This is a genomic window from Microbacterium proteolyticum (assembly GCF_030818075.1).
Lineage (GTDB): Bacteria > Actinomycetota > Actinomycetes > Actinomycetales > Microbacteriaceae > Microbacterium > Microbacterium proteolyticum_A.
The window spans coordinates 3451722-3470867 of the sequence record NZ_JAUSZZ010000001.1 but is presented as its reverse complement, the minus strand read 5'-3'; the positions used below and the strand labels follow the sequence as shown (position 1 = coordinate 3470867).

The window sequence follows — 19146 nt, the reverse complement described above, 5'->3', positions numbered from 1 at the left end:
CGCACCCGCCGTGCCGCCGCCCGAGTCGGCCGTGGGGGCGGTGCCGTCCGGGCCGGCCGTGGGGGCGGTGGCGCCCGAGCCGGCCGTGGGGGTGGCGCCGTCCGGGCCCGTCGTGGGGGTGGCGCCGCCCGCTTCGGGAGCGGTGTTCGCGGGAGCGCCCTCCGCGCCGGTCGACGCGGGGACCTCGGCCGGGTAGGACGGGGCGGGCCAGGCCGGCTTCTCGGAGCTGTCGGTCATCGTGGGGTCCCTTCGGTTCGGACGGCGGCGCGCACGCTCGCCTCGAGATCGCGGAGTCGGTCGGCGGCAGCGACCAGGTCGCGGTCGGTGCGGGGCTGGTCGTCGACGAGGATCGCCCGCACCCGGGTGCGGTCCGCCCCGAGGCGCTGGGCGACCGCGTCGACGACCTGGTCGGGCGCGCTCCGCGCGGGGAGGCCGAGCAGCCGGCCCAGGCGTTCCCGCGCCGCACGCCGCAGCGTGCCGAGGGCGTGCGGAGCGTCACGCGCGGTCGCGTAAAGGCGGGCGCGGCCCTCGGTCGTCTCGTTCGCCCGCACCGTGACCGGAAGGCGCTCGGTCACGAGGGGGCCGAATCGACGGCCCCGCCAGAGGGCGGCGGCGAGGGCCGCGACGAGGAGGAGCACCAGGACGGGGCTCACCCACGGCGGGGTCAGATCGGCCAGCGTCGGGACGTCTTCGGCGCGATCGGCGTCGCCGGGGGAGGGCACGTAGAAGACGAGGGAGTCGGACTGCCCGAGAACGGCGAGGGCCAGTGCGGCATTGCCGTCGAGCGGGAGGGTCGCGTTGGTGACCGTGGAGAGAGCGTCGAGCGCGGTCACCGTGCGGCCCGCCGTCTCCGATGAGAGCAGGCCGAAGCCGCCGTCGACGGGGAAGCACCCCTGCACACCGTCGCCCGGGATCATCGACTCGCCGACCCGCGCCGCACCGGCGTTCTCCGCCGCGGGCACGTCGCAGTCGGCCGCGACCGCCCGGTCGTCGGCGAAACCGCCCAGCAGGGAGCCGTTCAACAGGACGTCGAGCGCGCGCGTGCGGGGCTCCAGAAGCACGACGTGTCGCGCCCGGTCCGTCAATGCACGCAAGGCGTCGTCCGACAGCATGGGGGCGTCTCGGAGGGCCAGCGTCGCCGCGCCGCCCTCCAGCGCACGCTCGGCCGCCTCGCGATCACGGGCGACGGTCACACGGACGCCCTGCTGCTCGAGGAGACGCACGACGGCGCGCGTGCCGTCCGGTCCCGCGGATTCGGGATCGAGCGCGGCGCGCTGCGTGTAACCGCCATAGACCAGGGAGCCGCCGACGACGGCGACGACCAGCACACCCACGACCAGGGCCACCCAGCCCAGCGCACCGCGTCGTCGTGACCGGGCGGGCGCGTCGACGACGCTCACGTCGTGGCCGCCGGCGCCGGACGCGTCCGCACGGCCGCGTCGTCCAGATCGGCGATCGCGCGATAGCGCTCGGCAGTGCCGGGTCGGCGCAGGTAACGCACGTCGTCGAAGGTCTCCGCCGCCGCGTCGAGGGGGGCGACGAGGGAGGGGAGGGATGCCGCGGCCTCGCGGCAGAACGCGCGGACCGTCGCGCCGGGCGGAGGGTCGACGAGTCCGCGTTCGGTCAGCCCGCGCGCGAAGGCACGGAACCGCAGCACGATGGCCTCGTCCCAGTCGGCGCGTGCGGCGGCCCGGGCGGCGTCGGATCGCAATTCGTCCGCTGACCGGACGTCGTCGTCATCGAAGAGGGCGTGCGCGGCCGGTGCGGCGCGTGCGGGCGAGCGCGGCCGTCCCCAGATGAGGATGCCGGCGACGATCAGGGCGGCGACGACGATCGCGAGGATCACGAGTGCGGACGGAGCCCAACCGGGGGCGTCCGGCACCCGGAGCAGGTCGCCGAGGAACCGGCCGATCGTCTGGGCGATGCGGTCGATGAGAGTCGGCTCCGCCGCGGCGTAGGCGGGGTCGGCGAGTTCGCGCTCGGCCCACTCGCGCGCCTGGTCGGGGTCGGGCAGCAGCGGGAAGGCCGCCGTCAGGGAGGCGAGGAAGCTCACGCGTCGCCGTTCGAGCCGGGCGCCGCCCATGTCGTCGGTGCGGGCGCTGCGCCGGGAGGGGGTGCCGTCGGGCTGCCGCTCGGCCGAGGCGTCGCCCGGTCGGTCGCTGCCTCGCCTTCGGCGGCGGCCCGGTCTCCTCCGGCCTGCGGTGCGGGGGACGCCGGCGCGCCGTCTGCCGTCCGGGGGCCGGGGACGGCGTCCACGGGCTGTCCGCCGCGAGCGGGCGGAAGGCCGTACCCGGTGTGCGCGCCCGGCGTGCCGGAGCCCGGCTGCGCGTCGTATCCCGGCGCACCGACGGGCAGGGGAGCCGGTCGAACCGCGACCCGCCCGACGCCGATCCGGTACGGGTCGTCGAGGTCGCTCGTCCCGGCGTCGCGCGCCTCGACGTAGGTCTGCAGGTCCTGGTCGAGTGCCTCGACCCGCATCCGCGCATCGACATAGACGAGCACCGCCGAGGTGGATTGCACGACGAGCGCGATGCACTGGATGAGGAGGATGCCGAACTGGCCGACGATCTGCACGACGATCATCCCGACGAACGCCCCGTTGTCGGTCTCGCCGGTCGGGGCGATGATCGCCGGCACGAATCCCGCGATCAGGCTCAGAGGGATCGAGATGATCTGGGAGACGACGCTGAACGACACCGAGATGATGACGAGGATGCCGAGGGTCGACCAGAACCGCCCCCGGGTCAGCCGCCACGATCGACCGATCGCGGCGAACACCGGGGCGCGTTCGAGGATGATGACGGATGGCACCAGGTGAGAGCTTGGCGGCGAGCCACAGCGCCATGACGATGAGACCCAGTACCGCCATCACACCGAAGAGCACGCCCAGCCACAGCACCGACATCACCAGCAGGGCGACGATGCCCGCGAGCACGCCGAGCACGACGACGGCGGCGAGCAGCGTCAGCGCGCTGTACCCGATCAGGCGCCAGAAGACGGGCTTCACGCGAGTCCACACCGTCTTCAGCGACGGCTTCTCGGCGACGACGGCGTGAGCCACCTCGGCCACGACGACACCCTGCACGACGACGCTCAACGCGCCGGCGGCCACACCGAGGATGAGGGCGGTGGCGGCGGTGAGCACGATCGAGCCCGCCAGGATCGCCTCGGCGTCGTCGCTGCCGGGAGTCACGGTGTCCAGTCGAGCGAAGCTCGCGGCTCCCGCGCCGGCGACGGCCGCGGTCAGCACGATGTAGGCCACCGCCTGCACGACGAGGGCGAAGCCGAGCAGCACCTTCGGGTTGTGGCGCAGGGCGACGAAGGAGCGACCCAGGATCGTGCCGAATCCGTAGGGATGCAGCGGAACGATCCCCGGGCGGGATGCCGGAGTCCAGGCCGGGTACGCGGTCACGGTGGCGCCTCCTCATCACATGGCGGTCCGCTCATCGTGTCACACACCCCCGACACGCTCGCCTGGCGTGCAGGGAGGTCGACTACTCTCGAGGGGAGGTGCCCCCACGAGGGCGACATGCCCGTCTCCGAACGGGTCCGAGCTGGAAGACGTACACCCGAATGACTTCACGGATCCTGGTTGTCGACGACGACACCGCGCTGGCCGAAATGATCGGTATCGTGCTGCGGACCGAGGGATTCGACACGGTCTTCTGCGCGGACGGCGCTCAGGCGGTCGACGCGTGGCGGGTGGAGCGACCCGACCTGATCCTGCTCGATCTGATGCTCCCGGGCGTGGACGGGATCGAGATCTGCACCCGCGTGCGCGCGGAATCGGGCGTTCCGATCATCATGCTGACCGCCCGCACCGACACCGCCGACGTGGTGAAGGGACTCGAGTCGGGCGCCGACGACTACATCATGAAGCCCTTCAACCCGAAGGAGCTGGTCGCCCGCATCCGCACGCGCCTGCGTCCCGTCCAGGCGCCCGTCGACGAGACGCTGCGCATCGGCGATCTGACCGTCGACGTCGCCGCTCATGAGGTGCGTCGCGGTGACGCGCCGATCGCGCTGACCCCGCTGGAGTTCGAGCTGCTCGTCGCCCTGGCCGAGAAGCCGCAGCAGGTGTTCTCGCGCGAGATGCTGCTCGAACAGGTGTGGGGCTACCACTACAAGGCCGACACGCGTCTGGTGAACGTGCACGTGCAGCGCCTGCGCGCCAAGATCGAGGCCGACCCCGACAACCCGCGGATCGTGACCACCGTGCGCGGTGTCGGGTACCGCGCCGGCGCGGTGGCCTGAGCGGCCCATGACGGGGGCGGTGCGGACCCTCCCGCCGCGGGCGCGAGGGCTCCGGGACTGGCGGGGAGCGCGCGAGCGCCTCCGCACGCTCTGGCGTCGCTCGCTTCGCTTCCGGACCATCCTGATCACCGTCACCCTGACCGCGGTGACGATCCTCGTCACCTGCCTGGCGATGGCTCTCGTCATCCAGAACGAGCTCTTCACCGCGCGCAAGGACCAGGTGCTGCTCGAAGCGCAGCGGGCCACCACCGCGGCGCAGGCGACGCTGGACGCCGCGGTGGACTCCACCGACCCGGCTGCCGCGCAGACCCTCATGAACGGCATCGCGACCCGTCTGTCCCAGCAGTCGTCCAGCGATCTCATCGCGCTGTACCGCATCGGGCCGCCTTCTCCGCTCGCACCTCAGCCGTTTATTTCACCCGCTTTCGACTCCGCTTTAGTCACCGAGGCGCTGCGGACGCAGGTGCAGTCGAGTCCCGACCTGCAGTGGTGGCAGTCGGTGGCGCTGCCCTTCGACGGCCGGGAGGTGCCCGGCATCCTGGTCGGACACCAGCTGCGCTTCCCCGCGTCGGACGGGGTCGATTCGTACGAGCTCTACATGGGGTACGACCTCCTGAGCGCCTCGCAGACCCTCGCGTTCGTGCAGGTGCTGCTCTGGGTGGTGGGACTGGTGCTCGTCGTGCTGATCGGCGCGATCGCCTGGTTCGTCCTGCGGTCGGTGACGACCCCGATCGCGGATGCCGCCGAGACCAGCGCCAAGCTCGCCGCGGGCGATCTGGGCGTGCGCCTGCCGGTGCGCGGCGAGGACGAGCTGGCCACGCTGAACCGCTCGTTCAACGCCATGGCCGACAGCATCGAGTCGCAGATCAAGGAGCTGGCCGACCTCTCCCTCGTGCAGCAGCGCTTCGTCTCCGATGTCTCCCACGAACTGCGCACGCCGTTGACGACCATCAAGCTCGCCGCCGACATGATCAACGACCAGCGCGAGGAGTTCGATCCCGTGACCGGTCGCGCCGCAGAACTGCTGCATGCGCAGGTGCAGCGATTCGAGGTGCTGCTGACCGATCTGCTGGAGATCAGCCGCTACGACGCCGGTTCGGTGCAGCTCGAACGGGAGCCGACGAGCCTGGCCCACCTCGCGGAGGACGTCATCCTGTCGATGGAGCAACTGGCCGAGGGGCACGGCTCGGACGTGCGTCTGGTCGCCCCCGGCGGGTACACCCCCGTCGACATGGACGCCCGCCGCATCCGGCGAATCGTCCGCAACCTCCTCGGCAACGCCATCGAGCACGGAGAGGGGCGTCCCATCGTCGTCTCTGTCGACAGTGATCGGGATGCCATCGCACTGGGCGTGCGCGACTTCGGTCTCGGCATGCGCGGCGAAGACGTCGAGCGGGTGTTCGACCGCTTCTGGCGCGCGGATCCTTCCCGCGTGCGCACCATCGGCGGGACGGGACTGGGCCTGTCGATCGCGCTCGGCGACGCGCGCCTGCACGGGGGCACCTTGGCGGTGTGGTCCGAGCTCGGGCGCGGATCGAATTTCGTGCTCACCCTCCCGCGCGACGGCAAGCCGGTCACCGGCTCGCCGCTGCCGCTCGTCCCCGACGACGAGCAGGGTGGAGCTCTCGAGGCCCTCGGCCTCACGCAGCCCATCTCCACCCGACCCGGCGTGCGGAGGTCGTCATGAGACGCGCCCTGACCCTCGTCTGCCTCACCCTCGTGCTCGCGCTCGCCGCGTGCACCGGGTTGCCCACCACCGGGTACGTCAACCCGGGGCGCGGCCCGCAGTCCGACGACGCGCAGGCGTTCGCCTTCGTGCCCGACGGCCCGCAGGACGACGCCACCCCCACCGAGATCGTCGAGGGGTTCCTCCGCGCCGGGTCCGGTCCCGCCGACGACTGGGCGACCGCGAAGCTGTTCCTCGCCCCGGGTACGCAGTGGGACCCGCGGGCCCGCGTCACGATCGACCGGCTCGCGGACCGTCGCGCCTCGGCCGCCGCCGACGGCTCGTCGGTGTCGGTGTCGGTCACGGCGACGGCGGAGGTGGATGCCGCGGGTGCGTACGCCCCCACCGCTTCGGGAACGGCCGAGACGCTGTCGTTCGCGCTCACCCGTGTCGACGATCAGTGGCGCATCACCTCGGCGCCCGACGGCGTCGTGCTCTACGAAGAGGTGTTCCCGACCGTCTACCAGACGGCATCCATCGCTTACTTCGATCCGACGTTCAGCTTCATCGTGCCCGACGTCCGCTGGTTCCCGCGCGCTCTGGTCGCCAGCCGCGTGGCCACCGCGCTCGTCGAAGGGCAGCCCAGCACCTGGCTCGCGGGTGCGGTCGCGACCGCCTTCCCCGACGAGCTCTCGCTCGTCGGGCGTTCGGTCACCCTGTCGCAGAACGGGGTGGCCCAGGTGCAGCTCCCGCAGGCGGCGCTGAGCCTGGACCGCACGCGTCTCGACCGCATGCAGACCCAGCTCGTCAGGAGTCTGGCCACCGCGGGGATCAGCGACGTCCAGATGACCGTCGACGGCACACCGATCGCCGCGACCGAGGTTCAGGTGCGCGTCACCCGCGTGGATCCCTCTCCGGCGGTCCTGACGACCGCCGGGGTGTTCGGCTCTCTCGCCGGCGACGCGGTCGAGCCGATCGGCGCGCTCTCCGACGCGGTGGAGTCGCTGGCACCCGTCGCCGTCGCGTTGGAGGCGGACGGCTCCCTCGCGGCGGTCCGCACCCCGCAGGGCGCCGTCGCCAGCGCCCTCGCCGACGGCCGGACGTTCTTGCTCGACGAGCGTGCGGGGCTGATCACCCCCTCGATCGACGCGGAGGGCGTGGTCTGGAGCGTGCCCGCGACGGCGCCCACGCAGCTGCGCGCCATCACGCCCGAGGGCGTGCCGCGCGATGTCGGCAACGCCTGGCCGGATGCCGCCGAGATCACCGCCATGCAGATCTCGCGCGACGGGACGCGCATCGCCGCCGTCGTCACGGTCTCGGGCAACCGCGAGGTCTGGGTGGCCGGGATCGAGCGCCTCAACGGTGCGATCGATCTGGGTCCGCCCCATGTGCTGTCGTTCTCGAAGCCCGGGTCGTTCGACCTGGCCTGGCTCGACGACACGACGGTGGGCGTGCTCTCCCGCACCGACGGGGTCAGCACGCTGCACCAGCTCGGCGTGGGCGGCGGCGGCACCGATGCGGTGGCCCCCGAGGGCACGCGCACCCTGGCCGCGGGGAGCACGAGCGTTCGTGTGCTCGACGACCAGGGCCGGCTGTTCAGCCGTCGGGGAAGCTCCTGGACGCTGATCGCCTCCGACATCCGCGTGCTGGCCGCGCAGCAGGGCACCACGTCCTGACGGCTCCTCCCGAGGCGGGGACGAGTGCACCGATCACTCGTCGGCGGGGCCATTCCCACATGGGGCCGTCAGGCTGGGCGGATGACCCTCCCGGCCGCGCTCACGTCCGCCTTCCGCGACGCGCTGACGTTCTGGCTGCCCTGCGCCTGTGCCGGATGCGGCGCGCCCGATGAGAACCTGTGCGACGGATGCCGTGCCGACCTGGCGCCTCGCCCGTCGTGGCGGGAGGCGGCACCCGACCTCGGCGTGGTCTGCGGGCTCCGGTTCGAGGGCGTCGCCGCACGGGTCGTCCGTGCGTTCAAGGAGGAGGGTCGCACCGCGCTCGCCCGGGATCTCGCCCCCGCGCTCACCGCCGCGCTGGCGGCATCCATCCCTCCGGGCGCGCGGATCACGACGGTGCCGTCCTCCCGCGCCGCCTTCCGCCGGCGCGGCTATCGGCCGGTCGAGGTGCTCGCGCGGCGGGCGGGGTGCCGGCCCGAACGCCTGCTGCGGTTGCGGCGGGCGCCCGCTGATCAGCGCGGGCTGGGTGGCCGCGCGCGTCGTGAGAACGTCCGTGGGGCGTTCGCGGCGCGCGTGCCGCTTCGCGGTCCGGTGGTGATCGTCGACGACGTCATCACCACGGGCGCGACGCTCGCCGAAGCCGCGCGGGCGCTGCGGGCGGCGGGTGCCACCGACGTCCGGGCCGTGGCGCTGGCGTACACGCCGCGTCGCAGGCGATCCGAAGCAGAAGCAGAGGTGATTTCCACGTGACATCGGGGGTGGCCTCGCACTAGCGTGGGGATGACTGAAGGCGACGGATGTTCCGCCCTTTGACCGGGCGGAACCCGGAACAAGGAGGTCACGGATGGACACCAGCATCGTCGGCGTGGGAGTGGGAATCACGGATCGATTCCGCTCCGTCGTTGAAGAGAAGGTCAGCCGCATCGAGCACCTGGCGCCGCGCGCTCAGGCCCTCGAGGTCAAGGTCACCCATCGCTCTTATCGCAACGGGCGAATGGAAGACGACACGGTCGAGCTCACCCTCGACGGCAAGGGTCCGGTCGTCCGCGCGGAAGCCACGGACGCCGACAAATTCGCTGCCCTCGACCTCGCGGTCGACAAGATCTCCGAGCAGGTGCGACGGGCGAAGCAGAAGCGCGTCGACGCCCGAAACCACCCCCGCGGCGCCAAGTTCGAGAAGAACACCGGTGAGCTCGCCGGCATTGACGTCGAGCCCGCCTCCGTCGACGTGCTGCGCGCCGTCGCCACGGGCTCCATTCCGGTCCAGAGCGAGTCCGCCGATGAAGACGAGTACTGCCCGGTCGTCATCCGGCAGAAGGAGTTCGGCCCCGAGTGGATGACGGTCGAAGACGCGGTCGACCGCATGGAGCTGGTCGGCCACGACTTCTTCCTCTTCATCGACGCGCGCACCGACCACCCGAGCGTCGTCTACCGCCGCAAGGGCTGGGACTACGGCGTGATCGCCCTCGCGACGCAGGCCGCGCCCGCCGCGCAGGTCGCGTCCTGATCTGAGACGTTCGCGACGCCCCCGGCCGTTCCGGCCGGGGGCGTCGTCGTGCCGGGGGAGGTGGTCGTGGCGAGCGGACTCGCGTGGCGCGTCCGCGCGCGCACCGCATCCCGCGTCCAGGTCCCCCGGGCGGGCAGCTCGTCTCGCCCGGGCGGAGCAGCTCCTCCGGCACCGGGCATCGCCGCGTGCCGGAGCGCATCTCACCCGAAGGGGTGCGCCCCCGCGCCGGGGGAGCGGGGTGGGTTCAGCCGTCGAAGATGTCGCCGAGCAGCGAGCCGATGACCAGACCGCCCAGCATGCCGCCGACCATGTTGCCGCCGCCCATGCCGCCGCCGCGACCGTAGCCGCCGCGACCGTATCCGTTGCCGCCCCAGTCGTCGGGGCGCGACTGCTCGATGTCGCGCTGAGCGATCTGCAGAGCCTCGGATGCCAACGCCCCGGCGCGTCGCGCCGTGGCGAGCACCGTCTCGCGCTGCTCCTCGGGCACCGGACCGAGGGGGAGCCCCGCGCGCAGGCGCTCGGCCTCGACGAAGCGCGTGCGCGCGTCGGCGCCGATCCACCCGCGGTGACCGGTGATCAGGCCGCGCGCGACCGCGAGCTGTCGGTCGGCGTCGTCCACGGCGTGGTCCACCTGTTGCTGCGAGGGGACAGGGCGAGCCGCGCGCTCGCGCGCGATATCGAGGTCGGAGTTGGCCTGGCGCAGTGACGACAGCGCGGCGAAGGGGTCGCTGCGGGTCCCGGCGGCCGGCAGGGCGGCGAGCGCGTTCTGCAGCGCCGCCATCGCCTGGGTCACCGCGGGGGTCTGCGCTCCGCTCCGCGCTTCGATCAGGTCGTTGCGGGAGTCGTCGATCACGGCCGCGAGCGTCGATTCGGCGCGCAGCGCCTCGATCTCGAAGGTGTCCACGGCATCCAGGAGCGATTCGGCCCGGCGGACCGCCTCGGTGGCCGCTTCCAACGCCACCGACGCCTGTTCGCGCTGGCCGGCGTCCCGGCGCCGCTCGGAGACGGACGCGGTGTGCACGGCGAAGTCGAGCAGCTGCTGGATCTCTTCGGGATTGCCGCCGATCTGCGCGAGCGCGGAGTCACTATAGCGACGCGACAGGCGCTCGACGACCTCCCGGGCGTTCGGGATGCGCTCGGCCAGGCGATCACGGTCGGCGCGCACGCGGGCGAGTGTCTCGGGCGCGCGGCGCACGGCGTCGATCTTCGGCTGCAACACCTGCGTGCGCTCTTCGAGCAGGTCTTCTGCCCACTCCGACAGTTGGATGATGCGCGCGTTCCGCGTGCGCAGCTCCTCCTTCGTGTCGGGGATCTCATCGTGGTTCAGCTGGTGCAGCTGGAACGCCTCGGCCAGGTGTGTGCGCACCGAGTCCAGAGCGGCGGCGAGGTCTTCGGTGGCCTTGTCGCCGAGTTCCGCCCGGGCGAAATCGAGCTCGTCCGAGGTCAGACGCACGCGCTCGTCGGCGGCGACGATCGCCAGCTCCGCCCGACGCGCGAGATCGGCGTCCGCCGCATCCTGTTCTTCGCGCTTCCTCTTACCCCAGAACCCCGCCATGGCTCGATCCTAAGCGGCGGGTTCGCGCGCGGCGCCGTGTGTTCGCTGCGGGCACGCGTCCGGCCGCGGGATCGCGGCTGCTTCGCAGGTCACGAACCGGTAACACCGATAACATGGGCTATGTATGCCTGTTCGCAGGCCGGCGTCCGCGCGGACGCTGCACCCGACAGATGGAGATTCTTCGTGGCAAATCCGCTCGAGAGACTGCTGCGCGCCGGCGAGGGCCGCATTCTGCGTCGCCTGCAGGGAGTCGTGAAGGCGACCGGGGCGCTCGAAGAGGACTACGAGCAGCTCACCGACGACGAGCTTCGCAACGAGACCGTGGAGCTCCGGGCCCGATACGAGGCCGGCGAGACGCTCGACCAGCTGATGCCCGAGGCCTTCGCCGCCGTCCGCGAGGCCGCGAAGCGCACCCTCGGACAACGCCCGTACGACGTCCAGATCATGGGCGGCGCGGCCCTGCACCTGGGCAACATCGCCGAGATGAAGACCGGAGAAGGAAAGACGCTGACCGCGGCCCTTCCGGCCTACCTCAACGCCATCGCCGGCAAGGGCGTGCACGTCATCACGGTCAACGACTTCCTCGCGAGCTACCAGTCGGAGCTCATGGGCCGCGTCTATCGCGCGCTCGGCATGACCACCGGCACCGTCGTCTCCGGACAGACGCCCGAGGTGCGCCGCGAGCAGTACGAGGCCGACATCAGCTACGGCACGAACAACGAGTTCGGCTTCGACTACCTCCGCGACAACATGGCCTGGCGCAAGGAGGACCTCGTGCAGCGCGGTCACTTCTTCGCCATCGTCGACGAGGTGGACTCGATCCTCATCGACGAGGCCCGCACCCCGCTGATCATCTCGGGGCCGGCATCCGGTGAGGCCAACCGCTGGTTCGCCGAGTTCGCCAAGCTCGCCCGCACCCTCGAGGCGGGCGTCGACTACGAGGTCGACGAGAAGAAGCGCACCATCGGCGTGCTCGAGCCCGGGATCGAGAAGGTCGAGGACTACCTCGGCATCGACAACCTGTACGAGTCGGCCAACACCCCGCTGATCTCGTTCCTCAACAACTCGATCAAGGCGATCGCCCTGTTCAAGCGCGACACCGACTACGTCGTCATGAACGACGAGGTCATGATCGTCGACGAGCACACCGGCCGCATCCTGGTCGGACGCCGTTACAACGAAGGCATCCACCAGGCCATCGAGGCCAAGGAGGGCGTCCCCGTCAAGGCGGAGAACCAGACCCTCGCAACGGTCACGCTGCAGAACTACTTCCGCCTGTACGACAAGCTCTCGGGCATGACCGGTACCGCCGAGACCGAGGCGGCCGAGTTCATGTCGACCTACAAGCTCGGCGTCGTCCCGATCCCGACCAACAAGCCGATGATCCGCAAGGACCAGTCCGACCTCGTCTACAAGAACGAGACGGCGAAGTTCGCGCAGGTCGTGGAAGACATCGTCGAGCGCCACGCCCAGGGCCAGCCCGTCCTGGTCGGCACGACCAGCGTCGAGAAGAGCGAGTACCTCTCGCGTCTGCTGGCCAAGAAGGGCGTGCGACACGAGGTGCTCAACGCCAAGAACCACGCGCGCGAGGCTGAGATCGTGGCCCGCGCGGGTCGCCTCGGCGCCGTCACCGTCGCCACCAACATGGCGGGTCGTGGAACCGACATCATGCTCGGCGGCAACGCCGAGTTCCTCGCCGTGCAGGAGATGAAGGCGAAGGGCCTCGACCCCGTCGAGACGCCCGAGGCGTACGAATCCGAGTGGGACTCGGTGTACCAGTCCGTGCGCGACACCGTCGCCGAAGAGGCGGCCAAGGTCACCGAGGCGGGCGGGCTCTACGTGCTCGGCACCGAGCGCCACGAGTCACGTCGCATCGACAACCAGTTGCGCGGTCGCTCGGGTCGTCAGGGCGACCCCGGTGAGAGCCGCTTCTACCTGTCGCTCACCGACGACCTCATGCGCCTGTTCCAGTCGGGCGCGGCCGAGGCCATCCTCGCCCGCACGAACTTCCCCGACGACGTGGCCATCGAGTCGGGTCTCGTTTCCCGCGCCATCAAGAGCGCGCAGTCGCAGGTCGAGGCACGCAACGCCGAGATGCGCAAGAACGTCCTGAAGTACGACGACGTGCTCAACCGCCAGCGCGAGGCCATCTACGCCGACCGTCGTCACATGCTCCAGGGCGATGACATCGCCGACCGCGTGCAGCACTTCATCGAAGACGCCATCACGGCCGTCATCGACGACCACACCGGTTCGGGTCACACCGAGTCGTGGGACTTCGACGCCCTGTGGACCGAGCTCAAGACCATGTACCCGGTCAGCGTCACGATCGACGAGGTCGTGGCCGAAGCCGGGGGGAACAAGGGGCGGATCACCCCTGAGGGCCTCAAGCGCGAGATCATCTCCGACGCCCGCATCGCCTACCAGCACCGCGAGGAACAGCTCGGCGAGCAGGCGCTTCGCGAGCTCGAGCGCCGCGTCGTGCTGCAGGTGCTCGACCGCCGCTGGCGCGAGCACCTCTACGAGATGGACTACCTCAAAGACGGCATCGGCCTGCGCGCGATGGCCCAGCGCGACCCGCTCATCGAGTACCAGCGCGAGGGCTACCAGATGTTCCAGTCGATGATGGGGCAGATCAAGGAGGAGTCCGTCGGCTTCCTCTACAACCTCGAGGTCGAGGTGCGGAAGGTCGACGGCGATGAGGCGCAGGTGGAGGCCAAGGGCCTCACGCCGACGCCGGTCGAGACGCAGCGCCTGGAGTACTCCGCCGCCAACGATGCGGGCGAGGTCGAGGTGCGCAACGACCGCGGTCAGGTGCAGCAGGCGGCGACCAACCGCGTCCGCCAGGCGACGCAGCAGGCCGCGCCCGCGGCCGAACCGGTGCCCACCGGTGCCCGCGGCGCTTTCGGTCAGCGCACCGACAGCGCCGCCGACCCGGCTGCAGCGAACAACCGCGCCGATCGCCGGGCCGCGAAGAAGAAGTGATTCGTGCCGGATGCCGCGTCCCCGTCGGGGGCGCGGCATCCGGCGTTCCGAGCGGCCGAAGCACGGTCCACTCGCTGTCGATTGGCTCGATGGAGGCGGGGATATCCTGATCCGATGAGCCCGCTACGCCCCCTCGATCAGTCGTCGAAGTTGAAAGACGTCCTCTACGAGATCCGGGGGGAGGCACTGGTCGAAGCCGACCGTCTCGAGGCCGAGGGGCACTCGATCCTCAAGCTCAACACGGGCAATCCCGCGATCTTCGGTTTCGAAGCGCCGCACCAGATCGTGCGCGACATGATCGCGTCGGTCCCGAACGCGCACGGCTACAGCGACAGCCGTGGCATCCTGTCGGCCCGTCGCGCGGTCGTGTCGCGCTACGAGCAGGTGCCGGGCTTCCCCGCCCTCGACCCCGATCACGTGTTCCTGGGCAACGGCGTGTCCGAGCTCATCACGATGACCATGCAGGCGCTGCTCGACGAGGGCGACGAGGTCCTCATCCCCGCGCCCGATTACCCGCTGTGGACGGCCATGACGAGCCTGGGCGGCGGCACTCCCGTGCACTACCTGTGCGACGAGTCGCGTGAATGGCAGCCCGATCTGGACGACATCCGGTCGAAGGTCACGCCCCGCACCAAGGCGATCGTCGTCATCAACCCCAACAACCCCACCGGTGCGGTCTACTCGCGCGAAGTCCTCGACGGAATCGCCGACATCGCTCGCGAGCACTCGCTGCTGCTTCTCGCCGACGAGATCTACGACCGCATCCTGTTCGATGACGCCGTCCACATCCCCCTGGCCACGGTGGCGCCCGACCTGCTGTGCCTGACCTTCAACGGTCTGTCCAAGACCTACCGCGTCGCGGGGTACCGCTCGGGCTGGCTCGCGATCACGGGCCCGAAGGACCACGCGCAGGGGTTCATCCACGGCATCAACCTGCTGGCATCCACGCGTCTGTGCCCGAACGTCCCGGCGCAGTTCGCGGTGCAGGCGGCGCTCTCGGGCGTGCAGTCCATCGACGCGCTCATCGCGCCGACCGGTCGCCTGCATGAGCAGAGGGATGCCGCCTGGCACGGCCTCGAGGCCATCCCGGGCGTGTCGTGCGTGCTGCCCCGCGGTGCGCTGTACGCGTTCCCGCGCTTCGACCCCGAGGTGTACGAGATCCCCGACGACGGCAAGTTCGTGCGCGACTTCCTGGTCGCCGAGCACGTGCTGCTCGTGCAGGGTTCGGGCTTCAACTGGCCGGCCACCGACCACGTGCGCATCGTGACCCTTCCCGAAGCCCGGGTGATCGCGGATGCCGTCGAACGGCTCGGCAACTTCCTCGCGTCCTGGCGGCCCTGACGCCCGTCCCGGTGGACAGGCGGGAGACTGTCGGAACGGGCTCCGTCTCCGCCGTGCGCGGCGGTGCACGGGTTCGTCCATGACGAGAGTCCGGGTGGGGCGGCAGTCGTGAGACGCGCTGACGACGGGCGGGGTGAGGCCCCATCGCACCCGCCGTCAGCGCGCCGTGCGTCCGCCGCTCGGTGAGGACGCGCCCGGACGCGCGCGATCTCGGCGGACGTGCGCTCTGGTCACAGGAGACCGAGCGAGGTCACCCGCCACCGGCCGTCCAGCCCCTCGAGCCGGAGGGCGATGGCCCGCGTGCGCAGACGCGTGGCCGCCGTGACGGTGGCCTCGACGACGTGGTCGGCCGGGGAGGATAGGTGGACACTCTGAATGATGTGCGTCGATCGCGGGGTGGGCATCCCGCGGGCGCTGCGCGCGCGGGCCGCGAGGCTCGCCCGCACCCCGACCGTGCGGTAGACGTCTTCCGACAGCCAGCGGGCCAGCTGGTCGAGTTCGCGGACTCCCGCGAGCACCTCGAGCACTCCGCGCACGATGTTCAGCGTGAACTTCTCCGCAGAGGGCAGGTGCTGGGCCGAGGTCTTCTGACGACCGAAGAACTCCTCCGACCGTGCGGCGGCGGCCAGCGACCTTCTCGTCGGACTCTCGGTGGAGTGGGCGGTGTGCGATGACATGGTTCCCTCCGTGGGTGTGAAGCGGCGAGGCGCGGGGGATGACGCCGACAGTAGGGCAGTCCCACGCGGGGGTCCGGGGGCGGGCGGGCGGCCCGCCGGAGAGGTCGCGGCGGGTGAGACGGCGTAGGAGGGAGCCCTTTCCGCGGGCGTCCGGTGTTGAGGTGAGGCGGGGCGAGGTGGCCGCATCGACGGGCGACATCCGCGCGATCATGCGGATCGGCCGCGATTTCGCGGCCATCCCCGCGACACTCGTGCCGATCGGGACGGTCGCATCCACGGCCGACGGAGACAGATACTGCTCGGGTGTGGACGGTCGACGGCGGACGACGCCGCGGCACCTGCCGGGGCCGAGAACCGCGCGAAAAATCAGCATCGAAGCGGCCGCGGCTCACGAGGTCCCCCTTTCGGGGGAGGCCCCCGTCTCACCCGCCGGGTGAAGTCGCCGGCGGGGCGGCCGGGCACGGTGTTCGTCGAGCCCGCAGCTCGCACCCGTGGCGAGGTTCGAGGTGTTCCGATCCCGCGCGGGCCCGCCTGCAGCGAGACAGGCGACCTCCGGGGAGGCGGTGATCGAGCGCTCCCCTAGGCTGGAGGGGTGTCGACACTGAGTGAACTCGTCTACGCCCAGGGGCGCTCCAGCGAGGCCGACGTCGAGTGGCTGCACCGGCTCGCCGGCGACGGACAGTTGCTCGCTGATCTGGCCTTCGCCGACATTGTGATCTGGGTCCCGACGCAAGACGATTCCTTCGTCGCCGTGGCGCACACCCGCCCCGGCGGCGCAGCGACGCTCTTCTATCGCGACATCGTGGGCGACCGCGTGCGGCCGCAGTGGCGCACGCAGGTGCGCGAGGCCTTCCAGAGCGGGCGCATCGTCGACTCGGCATCCCCCGACTGGTTCGAGGAGACTCCCACCCGTGTGCGCGCGGTCCCGATCGTGCGGGAGCTCTCCCGCGAGGGGGAGGCGGTCACCACCGTCGGCGTCCTGACGCGTCACACGAATCTCGGCGAGACACGGACGCCCTCGCGTCAGCAGATCACGTTCAACGACTGCGCGGACGAGCTGTTCGGCATGATCTCCTCGGCCGAATTCCCCGATCTCGCCGCTCCCACCGCTCCGCGCCGAGGAGCCCCGCGCGCCTCCGACGGCCTGATCCGCCTCGACGTCGACGGCATCACCACCTTCGCCAGCCCCAACGCGCTGTCGGCGTTCAACCGCATGGGCTTCGACGACGAGCTCGAGGGCGAGTCTCTCGCCGAGGTCACCGCGCGCATCCTCCCCGCCAAGCGACAGGACGTCGACGAGTCGCTGCCCGTCGTCGTCAGCGGACGGGCGCCCTGGCGTGCCGACATGGAGGCGCGCGGCGTGCAGGTGTCGCTGCGCACCATCCCGCTGCGCGAACGGGGCAACCGTGTGGGAGCGATCGTGCTCAGCCGCGACGTGACCGAGATCCGCCATCAGGAGCAGGAACTCATCACCAAGGACGCCACGATCCGCGAGATTCACCACCGGGTGAAGAACAACCTGCAGACGGTGGCTTCTCTGTTGCGCATCCAGGCGCGCCGTACGCACTCCGACGAAGCGCGCGACGCCCTCACGCAGGCCATGCGTCGGGTGTCGGCCATCGCGGTGGTGCACGACACCCTGTCGGAGGGGCTCGCCCAGAACGTCGACTTCGACGATGTCTTCGCCCGCGTCCTCAAGCTCGTCGCCGAGGTGGCCGCGGCCCCGAACACCCGCGCACGGACGCGCACGACGGGGCAGTTCGGCACACTCCCGAGCCAGTTCGCCACACCACTCGCTCTCGCGCTCACCGAGCTGGTCACCAACGCCGTCGAGCACGGCCTCGCCGGTCAGGAGGGCGACGTCGAGATCTCGGCGGAACGCAGCGGCGAGATGCTCGAGGTGAGCGTCCGCGACACCGGTGTGGGGCTGCCGGAAGGGCAGGTCGGGCGCGGTCTCGGCACGCAGATCGTGCGCACGCTCATCCAGGGCGAGCTCGGCGGGACCATCGACTGGCACACCCTCATGGGCAGCGGCACCGAGGTCACGATCGAGATCCCGCTGCGGTACATCGGCGGCGCCGCGGTCTGATTCCTGGCATCCGGCCCGCTCGTGGCCGGGCGCCGTCTCGGGACTGTGGGTCTCATCTCGCCGCCGTGAGAGCTCGTCCCGCGGCGCGCCGCCCTCGCTCGGAGATCGTCGGCGTCCTCACGATGTCGGACCCGCCGTCCGAGGTCGTGGCGTCCTGCCGGCATGATGAAGCCTGTCCTCGCGACGTGGCTGAGCGCTTCCTCGCAGATGGCTGTTCTCCGCGCAGGTTCGGGATGCCGTGGTGCGAGGATCGCGCGGTTCTGCGCGCAACGTGGAGCCCGCCCGCGCCTCCGCCCGGCGCATCTCGCAGGTTCGGGATGCCGTGGTGCGAGGATTGCGCGGTTCTGTGCGCAACGTGGAGCCCCGTCCGCACGCGGCCCTGTCCGGCGCATCTCGCGCGTCCGCGTGTTCTCGCGGATCCGGATGCCGGGGGTGCGGGGAACAGGCGACGGCACGGGGGAGTGCGCACTCACCCATGCACGCGAAGAAGCCCACCCCCGCGGGGGTGGGCTTCTTCGATCGACTGCTGTCGCGAGGTCAGGACGCGCGGCGGGCGCGGGCGGCGCGACGCTTGAGCGCGCGACGCTCGTCTTCGCTCAGACCGCCCCACACGCCCGAGTCCTGGCCGGACTCGAGGGCGTACTGCAGGCAGACCTCGGTGACGGTGCAGCGAGCGCAGACCGACTTGGCCTTCTCGATCTGGTCGACCGCGGGACCGGTGTTGCCGACGGGGAAGAACAGCTCGGGGTCGACGGTCAGGCAGGCTGCTTTGTCGCGCCAATCCATAGGGGTGCTCCTTGTTACAGAAATTTCGGTCGATTCGGCACCGGCTATCGGGTCCGGTACCCTGGTGGGAACGCGAGCAAGAGCTCGCCCCACTTCGCTGTGGGAGCACACGGCTTTAATCATGCTCCCATAGCGATTCCGCCTGATCAAGAGGTAACCGCCAGGTTTCCAGATCGTAACGGCGCCGCTCGCGCCCTTCGGAGGCTTTCGGATGCCGGTTCGTCTCGCGGCCGCTGCGTTCCTGGCGCTCGAGGCCCTCGGCATCCTGGCCCTGGCGGGATGGCAGGTCGTCGCGCTCATCGGCGGCGACACCGACTCGGTCGTGAGTTCGATCGCGCTGATCGTGCTGACGATCATCGGGGCCGCCATCGTCGCCGCATTCGCCGTCGCCACGGCGCGAGACGTCTCCGCCGGCCGCTCGGGCGGCATCGTCACTCAGCTGCTCATCCTGTCGGTCGCGATCGGTGCGATCACGGGGGAGTGGGCAGCGCCGGCCGTCGCCGCGCTCATCGCCCTTCCGGCCGCGATCGGGCTCGTGCTGCTGGTGCTCGCCGTGCGTCGGGCTGCGCCGCCGCGCCGCGACGACGACTGACGGTTCCGCGGGGAACCC

The 19146-nt window shown here is 71.1% G+C and carries 16 protein-coding genes; 10 read left to right on the top strand and 6 right to left on the bottom strand.

Going from position 1 to position 19146, the window contains the following annotated elements; genetic code table 11:
• Nucleotides 1–233: 233 nt before the first annotated feature.
• Genes QE392_RS16180 through QE392_RS16170 form a run of 3 tightly spaced genes read right to left on the bottom strand, consistent with a single transcriptional unit; the run spans nt 234 to nt 2811 of the window.
• Complete coding sequence (locus QE392_RS16180; RefSeq protein WP_307453509.1) at nt 234–1400, bottom strand: DUF4350 domain-containing protein; 1167 nt, start codon at nt 1398–1400, stop codon at nt 234–236.
• Nucleotides 1397–2053, bottom strand: a complete 657-nt coding sequence (locus QE392_RS16175) for a DUF4129 domain-containing protein (RefSeq protein WP_307453508.1) — start codon at nt 2051–2053, stop codon at nt 1397–1399. Before QE392_RS16175 ends, QE392_RS16180 begins: the two co-directional genes overlap by 4 nt.
• Nucleotides 2050–2811, bottom strand: coding sequence for a glycerophosphoryl diester phosphodiesterase membrane domain-containing protein (locus tag QE392_RS16170; protein WP_307453507.1), 762 nt, complete (start codon nt 2809–2811; stop codon nt 2050–2052). Before QE392_RS16170 ends, QE392_RS16175 begins: the two co-directional genes overlap by 4 nt.
• A 32-nt stretch (nt 2812–2843) precedes the next feature.
• Between QE392_RS16170 and QE392_RS16165 the strand changes: the two genes are divergently transcribed.
• The 6 genes from QE392_RS16165 to hpf all read left to right on the top strand — a co-directional run bounded on the left by QE392_RS16165 (nt 2844) and on the right by hpf (nt 9103).
• Nucleotides 2844–3056, top strand: coding sequence for a hypothetical protein (locus QE392_RS16165; RefSeq protein WP_307453506.1), 213 nt, complete (start codon nt 2844–2846; stop codon nt 3054–3056).
• Nucleotides 3057–3573: 517 nt separating this feature from the next.
• Nucleotides 3574–4254, top strand: a complete 681-nt coding sequence (gene mtrA / locus QE392_RS16160) for an MtrAB system response regulator MtrA (RefSeq protein ID WP_307453505.1) — start codon at nt 3574–3576, stop codon at nt 4252–4254.
• A 7-nt stretch (nt 4255–4261) separates the two neighbouring features.
• On the top strand, nt 4262–5941 hold the full coding sequence (mtrB, locus tag QE392_RS16155; protein ID WP_307453504.1) for an MtrAB system histidine kinase MtrB: 1680 nt from the start codon (nt 4262–4264) through the stop codon (nt 5939–5941).
• Nucleotides 5938–7596, top strand: a complete 1659-nt coding sequence (locus QE392_RS16150; protein WP_307453503.1) for an LpqB family beta-propeller domain-containing protein — start codon at nt 5938–5940, stop codon at nt 7594–7596. Before mtrB ends, QE392_RS16150 begins: the two co-directional genes overlap by 4 nt.
• An 81-nt stretch (nt 7597–7677) precedes the next feature.
• Nucleotides 7678–8346 (top strand): ComF family protein, encoded by a 669-nt coding sequence (locus QE392_RS16145; RefSeq protein ID WP_307453502.1) that lies wholly within the window; start codon nt 7678–7680, stop codon nt 8344–8346.
• A gap of 94 nt (nt 8347–8440) precedes the next feature.
• Complete coding sequence (gene hpf, locus QE392_RS16140; RefSeq protein WP_307453501.1) at nt 8441–9103, top strand: ribosome hibernation-promoting factor, HPF/YfiA family; 663 nt, start codon at nt 8441–8443, stop codon at nt 9101–9103.
• A gap of 244 nt (nt 9104–9347) precedes the next feature.
• On the opposite strand, the gene QE392_RS16135 is transcribed toward hpf, so the two are convergent.
• Nucleotides 9348–10658, bottom strand: a complete 1311-nt coding sequence (locus QE392_RS16135; RefSeq protein ID WP_307453500.1) for a hypothetical protein — start codon at nt 10656–10658, stop codon at nt 9348–9350.
• A 183-nt stretch (nt 10659–10841) separates the two neighbouring features.
• Here QE392_RS16135 and secA point away from each other — a divergent pair, with 183 nt between their 5' ends.
• Together secA and QE392_RS16125 are read left to right on the top strand one after the other, a co-directional pair.
• The gene (gene secA, locus QE392_RS16130; protein ID WP_307453499.1) at nt 10842–13643 is read left to right on the top strand and encodes a preprotein translocase subunit SecA; all 2802 of its coding nucleotides are present in this window, start codon (nt 10842–10844) and stop codon (nt 13641–13643) included.
• Nucleotides 13644–13757: 114 nt separating this feature from the next.
• The gene (locus QE392_RS16125; protein ID WP_307453498.1) at nt 13758–14984 is read left to right on the top strand and encodes a pyridoxal phosphate-dependent aminotransferase; all 1227 of its coding nucleotides are present in this window, start codon (nt 13758–13760) and stop codon (nt 14982–14984) included.
• A gap of 230 nt (nt 14985–15214) precedes the next feature.
• Here QE392_RS16125 and QE392_RS16120 read toward each other — a convergent pair whose 3' ends face one another.
• Nucleotides 15215–15661 (bottom strand): Rv3235 family protein, encoded by a 447-nt coding sequence (locus tag QE392_RS16120; protein ID WP_307453497.1) that lies wholly within the window; start codon nt 15659–15661, stop codon nt 15215–15217.
• Nucleotides 15662–16253: 592 nt separating this feature from the next.
• On the opposite strand from QE392_RS16120, the gene QE392_RS16115 reads away from it, so the two are divergent.
• Nucleotides 16254–17750 (top strand): sensor histidine kinase, encoded by a 1497-nt coding sequence (locus QE392_RS16115; protein WP_307453496.1) that lies wholly within the window; start codon nt 16254–16256, stop codon nt 17748–17750.
• Between the two features lie 537 nt (nt 17751–18287).
• On the opposite strand, the gene QE392_RS16110 is transcribed toward QE392_RS16115, so the two are convergent.
• Entirely contained in the window at nt 18288–18536 is a 249-nt protein-coding gene (locus QE392_RS16110; protein ID WP_013583608.1) for a WhiB family transcriptional regulator, read from the bottom strand.
• A 211-nt stretch (nt 18537–18747) separates the two neighbouring features.
• Here QE392_RS16110 and QE392_RS16105 point away from each other — a divergent pair, with 211 nt between their 5' ends.
• Entirely contained in the window at nt 18748–19128 is a 381-nt protein-coding gene (locus tag QE392_RS16105; protein ID WP_307453495.1) for a histidine kinase, read from the top strand.
• The last annotated feature ends 18 nt before the right edge of the window (nt 19129–19146 follow it).

Bases quoted from the DNA above. Each gene is read 5' to 3' on its own strand.
- QE392_RS16165 (WP_307453506.1), top strand. From the start codon at position 2,844: ATGACGATGAGACCCAGTACCGCCATCACACCGAAGAGCACGCCCAGC.
- QE392_RS16135 (WP_307453500.1), bottom strand. From the start codon at position 10,658: ATGGCGGGGTTCTGGGGTAAGAGGAAGCGCGAAGAACAGGATGCGGCG.
- QE392_RS16120 (WP_307453497.1), bottom strand. From the start codon at position 15,661: ATGTCATCGCACACCGCCCACTCCACCGAGAGTCCGACGAGAAGGTCG.
- QE392_RS16145 (WP_307453502.1), top strand. From the start codon at position 7,678: ATGACCCTCCCGGCCGCGCTCACGTCCGCCTTCCGCGACGCGCTGACG.
- mtrB (WP_307453504.1), top strand. From the start codon at position 4,262: ATGACGGGGGCGGTGCGGACCCTCCCGCCGCGGGCGCGAGGGCTCCGG.
- hpf (WP_307453501.1), top strand. From the start codon at position 8,441: ATGGACACCAGCATCGTCGGCGTGGGAGTGGGAATCACGGATCGATTC.
- mtrA (WP_307453505.1), top strand. From the start codon at position 3,574: ATGACTTCACGGATCCTGGTTGTCGACGACGACACCGCGCTGGCCGAA.
- QE392_RS16150 (WP_307453503.1), top strand. From the start codon at position 5,938: ATGAGACGCGCCCTGACCCTCGTCTGCCTCACCCTCGTGCTCGCGCTC.
- QE392_RS16125 (WP_307453498.1), top strand. From the start codon at position 13,758: ATGAGCCCGCTACGCCCCCTCGATCAGTCGTCGAAGTTGAAAGACGTC.
- QE392_RS16105 (WP_307453495.1), top strand. From the start codon at position 18,748: ATGCCGGTTCGTCTCGCGGCCGCTGCGTTCCTGGCGCTCGAGGCCCTC.
- QE392_RS16110 (WP_013583608.1), bottom strand. From the start codon at position 18,536: ATGGATTGGCGCGACAAAGCAGCCTGCCTGACCGTCGACCCCGAGCTG.